Origin of the sequence: Delftia sp. ZNC0008, from assembly GCF_000799035.1 — a bacterium.
Taxonomy (GTDB): domain Bacteria; phylum Pseudomonadota; class Gammaproteobacteria; order Burkholderiales; family Burkholderiaceae_C; genus Comamonas; species Comamonas tsuruhatensis.
The window spans coordinates 1-5,407 of sequence record NZ_JTKZ01000022.1; the positions used below are offsets into that span (position 1 = coordinate 1).

The 5,407-nt window shown below is 70.3% G+C and carries 4 protein-coding genes; all 4 read left to right on the top strand.

Features of this window, described 5'->3' with window-relative positions:
- A partial coding sequence (locus L995_RS00710; protein WP_047468163.1) for a DUF4132 domain-containing protein occupies positions 1-551 on the top strand: 551 nt, incomplete at its 5' end.
- Between the two features lie 23 nt (positions 552-574).
- A complete protein-coding gene (locus L995_RS00715) occupies positions 575-3,502 on the top strand; it encodes a DUF4132 domain-containing protein (protein ID WP_047468166.1) in 2,928 nt (975 codons plus the stop codon).
- Complete coding sequence (locus L995_RS00720) at positions 3,502-4,626, top strand: ATP-binding protein (protein WP_047468168.1); 1,125 nt, start codon at positions 3,502-3,504, stop codon at positions 4,624-4,626. Before L995_RS00715 ends, L995_RS00720 begins: the two co-directional genes overlap by 1 nt.
- Positions 4,616-5,407 (top strand): DUF5682 family protein (locus L995_RS00725; RefSeq protein ID WP_047468172.1); only part of this gene is annotated, 792 nt, incomplete at its 3' end. The genes L995_RS00720 and L995_RS00725, both read left to right, overlap by 11 nt.

Here is a 5,407-nt window from a genome sequence, read left to right on the forward strand (position 1 = left end):
CCGAGGACCTGTCCCTGGTCGATGCCGAGAGCGACGCGGTGCAACTGCCGGCCGAGGGCCGCATCGCCCTGTGGCACCCCGCGCAGGCCACCGAACAGGAGCGTGCGCAGTGGCGCGAATGCCTGGCCGACTACGGCCTCAAGGCCCTGATCGAGCAGGTCGATGCGCCCGCCGACCTGCCGCTGGCCAGCCAGTGGCAGCAGGAACTGCTGCAGCCCCTGGCACCGATACGGCTCACGCAGCAGGCGCTGGACGGCCTGGCAGGGCCATGGCGCTTTCATGCCGGCCCCGTGTGCGATGGCCCCGGCATCTACCTGCACCTGCGGGACTTTGCCGTGCAGCGCTGGCGCGTGGAACTGCTGCACAGCGCGGCCATGCCGTACTACGAGCCCGGCCATGAGATCGACATCGAAGGCTTTGCCCTGCGCGACATGGCCGCCGACCGCCTGCTGCCCCCGGCCGAATGGCCGCTGCCGCTGCAGGCATCGCTGTGCGCCATGCTCCAGGCCTTGGCCTCGCGCGCTGCGGGCGCGGCTGCAGCCCAGGTTTGACTCCCTCCAGAACCCCTGACTCCATGAACTCTTCGACCCTAGAACACACCGACCAGGCCACGCTCGAGGAACTGAGCGCCTCGCTGCCACCCGCCGAACTGGTCCAGGTGCTGGCCAGCCGCATGCGCGCGGGCCGGCATGACGAAGTGGGCGCCTTCACGCGCAAGGCCTTCGACGACTATTCCAACCCCATCCGCGCCCTGGGCAACTTCGATCTGCCCTGGACCCATGACCATGACCTGTGGCTGGCCTTCGCGCGGCAGACCATCCCCTTCGGGCGCAGGATCGACGGCAGCCTGGACGGCGACATTCCACGCCACAGCCCCGAGCTTGCGGCCGAGTTCGAGCAGATGGCGCGCGCCAGCCTGGCCCGTCCACCTGCGCCGGACGGCGACAACGACTACCGTGAGATCCGCATCCTGGACATGTTCGGCTGGCTCTGGTACCCGGGCATCAGCCGTGAACGGGTGATGCAGCTGCTGGACTGGGCCGCAGAGCTGAACGTCCAGTCCGGTGGCGGGTATGACAGAGCCGACTGGAAGCTGCTGCTGGGCAGCCTGGACGACCAGGACCTGATGGAGCTGGCCGAGCGCGGCGGCGCGCTCTATGCCGACATCCGCGATGTCTACATGACGCGGCACAGCGACGTTCCGCACCCGCAGCGCTGCGCGCCCTGGTACGACTTCTACCGCCGCCATCCCGACTGGTTCGACGACAAGCCCATCAACGAAGACCCGGGCCTGATCGCGCTGCGCTGGGACCTGGGCGCCGACGCCCAGCGGCGCCTGGAACTGGTCAACATGCTGCTGGGCAGGGCGGACCATGAGCCGGCCGACTACTTCATCCCCATTTTCGACCGCCTGGTGCGGGAGGATTCCGCGCCCTTCGTCGCCTGGATCGAAGGATGGCAGCCCAAGTACCACTTCGATGCGGTGGTCGCCCAGCAGATCTGGAAGGCACGCTACCCGGAGCTTTTGCCCCATCTGCTGCGCTGCATATTGCAGAAATCGCGGATCGAGCCCTTCATCGGCCTGCTCAACCAGATGCTGGCCGAGCAGCCCGACTACCTGCGCGAGATTCCCACCGTGCGACTGGCCCCGCTGCTGGCGCAGCTGGACCCGGCCATGCTGCATGCCCGGCTGCCCCTGCTGGGCGAACTGCTGGCTGCCAGCAGCTCGCGGGCGCTGCGCGAAGCGGTGGCGCGCTTCATGCAGGGACTGGATGCGCAGGCCGTAGGCGCTGTCTTCGAGTCCAACGCCTGGCTGCAGCGGCGCGAGAAGGCGATGCAGCTGGCCTGCCGCGACATCCTGCTGGTCCACCCCGATCCCGGGGTCGCACCGCTGCTGCAGGCGCTGCTGCGCACGGGCCTGGACCTGGGCTCCGAAAGCATGGTCGAGGGCCGGCTGCTGGCCCTGGGTGTGCCAGTGCCGGGTGCTTTGACCGTGGCGCAGGGGGAGGGTGGCAGGGTGCCGCTTGACGCACTGGAGGCCCGCGTGGCGCGCTTCAAGCGCTTTTCCAGCAGCATCAAGGCCTATGACCAGCCAGATACCCTGGCCCTGTTCGCGCCGCTGTCCGGGCATGCGGCCCGCATCGTGCTGCATCTGGTGGCCACGGCCGAGGAAGAGCTGCCGCCGCTGGTGGAGCAGTTGCTGGCCCATGTGCCGGCCGAAAGCCGCGCCCAGCTGTCCCTGCACCTGGTCGATGCCTGGGTGGCCCTGGAGGGCGAGCCCAAGGCGCGCTGGGCGCTGCGACTGGCCAACGGCCATGTCGACGACCGCCTGGTGCAGACCCTGGTGGCCGCCGTGAAGGCCTGGGGCTGGAGCAAGAAGCTGCGCGCCATCATCGCCGTGGAGCAGCTCGGTGCGCTGGACACGCTGTACGCGCTGTCCCAGGTCCAGACCCTGTCCACCTCGCGCAAGCTCAAGGACCTGGTGATTGCGGCAGCGCATGACGCGCTGGAGGCAGCCGCCCAGCGGCGCGGCCTGAGCCTGATCGAGCTGTATGACGAACTGACGCCCGATTTCGGCCTGGGCGGCGAAGGCCTGGTGCTGGAGGTGGGCCCGCAGCGCTACCGCCTGCAGCTGCAGGGCGACCTGAGCCTGCGCGTGGTGGGTGACAATGGCAAGGCCTCCAAGACCCTGCCTGCGCTCAAGGACGAATCGCTGCGCCTTCAGTGGAATGCGGCACAGGCCGAATTCAAGACCGTTGCCGCCGGCGTCAAGGCCATCGCCAGGCAGCAGGCGCCGCGCATGGGTACCGCCTTCATGACGGGACAGCGCTGGTCCGTCCCGCGCTGGCGCCGCCTGTTCCTGCAGCATCCCCTGCTGCGCATCATGGGCCGCACCCTGATCTGGCGGCTGGAGCAGGGCGCCAGCTTTCGCATTGCCGAGGACTTTTCCCTGCTCGATGCCGCAGACGATGCCGTGGAGCTGCCCGACGATGCGCAGGTGCTGCTCTGGCATCCGGTCGATGCCGCAGCGGGCGAGGTTGAGGCCTGGCGCACCTGCCTGGCCGACTACGAGCTGCAGCCGCTGATCGACCAATTGGGCGCGGGTGCGCAACTGCCCGACGCCAGCCAGTGGAAGAACCATGCCCTGCACCCTGCCGGCCCGCTGCAGATACGCCAGGGCGCGCTGTCCGGCCTGTTGGCCAAGTGGAACTACCGCCCTGGCCCCGTGGAAGACGGCCCCGGCATCTACGAGCACAGGCTGGACCGGGCGGGCCCGCAGCTGTACATCGAGCTTCACCACGGGCGCTACATGCCGTTCATGGAACTGGACCACCGCGTGGACATCGCCCACGCCGTGGTCTATGACAGCAGCCACCGCGGCGAGGATGGCCGCTGGCCCCGGCTGCAGCCGCAGCAGTGGCCGCGCGCGCTGCAGGCCACGCTGATGGCGCAGTTCGCGGCCATCGCCGCCAAATCGGCCGGCACCAAGGAGAGCGACTGATGGCCACCAAACGCATGGCAGCGCCCACCCCGGAACCTGCCGCCCAGCGGCTGCCGGCCGAGATGGCCCACGCCCAGGAACTTGCGGCCCTGCAGGCCGCCGACCAGGGCCCGCGCCCCGACGGCTGGCGCCTGAGCCCGCGCTCCGTTCGGCGCTTCATCCTGGGCGGTGCGGAACCTGACGGCGGCGGGCCGGCCATCGCGCGCAAGATCCACGGCAACGATGCCCTGGTCGAACGCGCCATCGTCACCCTGGCCGGCCAGCGCGGCCTGATGCTGGTGGGCGAGCCGGGCACGGCCAAGTCCCTGCTGTCCGAGCTGCTGGCCGCCGCCATCAGCGGCGACAGCAAGCTCACCGTGCAGGGCGGTGCCGGCGTGGTGGAGGAGCAGATCCGCTATGGCTGGAACTACGCCCTGCTGCTGCGCGACGGCCCCGGCCCCGAGGCCCTGGTGCCCGGCCCGCTGCACCGCGCCATGGGCGAAGGGCGGCTGCTGCGCTTCGAGGAGATCACGCGCTGCTCCACCGAAGTGCAGGACTGCATGGTGCCCGTGCTCTCCGACCGGCTGCTGCAGATTCCCGAACTCAAGCACGAGCAGCCCTGGCTACTGGCACGGCCGGGCTTCAATGTGATTGCCACGGCCAACCTGCGCGATCGCGGCGTCAACGAGATGTCGGCCGCGCTCAAGCGCCGCTTCAACTTCGAGACCATGCGCCCGCTCGAAGGCGTGGCCGCGCAGGCCGCATTGATAGGGCAGGAGGTGGGCCGCGCACTGGCGCAGCAGCGCATCGGCACCACCGTCGCGCCCGATGTGCTGGCCCTGCTGGCCACGGCCTTCCAGGAGCTGCGCAGCGGCAGCGTGGAGGGCACGGCCGTGGAGCGGCCGGGCACCGTGCTGTCCACGGCCGAGGCCATCGACGTGGCCTTCAACGCCGCCTGCCAGTGCTGGTACTTCGGGCAGGAGCGCGTGGGTCCGGCCCACCTGGCGCGCCACCTGCTGGGCACGGTGATCAAGGACGACGACGAGGACCGCCGCCGCTTCGCCGAATACCTGCGCGTGGTGGCACGCCAGCGTGCAGGGCAGCCGGCTTGGCAGGACTTTGTCGCAGGCGGCCGTGAGCACTGACGCTGCCGCCTGGCTGGCGCCGCTGCCGCAGCTGCGCCTGGTGCCCGTGCGCCACCACAGCCCGCGCTGCGCCCACCACCTGCGCGCGCTGATGCGCGAGTTCAAGCCCAGCCACGTGCTGATCGAAGGCCCGGGCGAGCTCGATGCGCTGCTGCCTGCGCTGCAGCACGCCCAGGCGCGTCCGCCGCTGGCGGCCTACCTGCAGGCGACCGTGGCAGGCGGCGATGGCGCACATGAAACGAATGGCGCGAATGGCGCTTTGGAGGACGACTGGCGCTGCCGCTGCTATGTGCCCTTTGCGGCCTTCTCTCCTGAATGGGTGGCCCTGCGCGAGGCGGTGCGGCTGCGCAGCCATGTGCGCTTCATCGACCTGCCCTATGCGGCGCGGCTGGTCCAGGCCGCGCAGCTGGACTACTTCGCCTGCGCGCCCGAACCCCTGCTGGCCGACGAGCCCTCGCGGCGCGCGCCCGACGTGCTGGCCGGCCTCATCCAGGCCGGCGGCTGCCGCGACTTCGACGAATGGTGGGACCGGCATTACGAATCGGGCAATGAGGACGCCTCGCCCCAGGCGTACTTTGCCGGCGTGCTGGCCTTCAGCCAGCTGCTGCGCGAGCGGGACGAGGCAGCGGGCGGCGCGGGCCCTGATGCCGAAGACAGGGCCCGCGAGGCCCACATGGCCGCCCAGGTCCGCGAGGCCCTGGCCGAAGGCGGGCGCTGCCTGGTGGTCTGCGGCGGCTTTCATGTGGCGGGCATCGTGGCTGGCATCACCGCTGGCCTGTCG

Bases quoted from the DNA above. Each gene is read 5' to 3' on its own strand.
- L995_RS00715 (WP_047468166.1), top strand. From the start codon at position 575: ATGAACTCTTCGACCCTAGAACACACCGACCAGGCCACGCTCGAGGAA.
- L995_RS00720 (WP_047468168.1), top strand. From the start codon at position 3,502: ATGGCCACCAAACGCATGGCAGCGCCCACCCCGGAACCTGCCGCCCAG.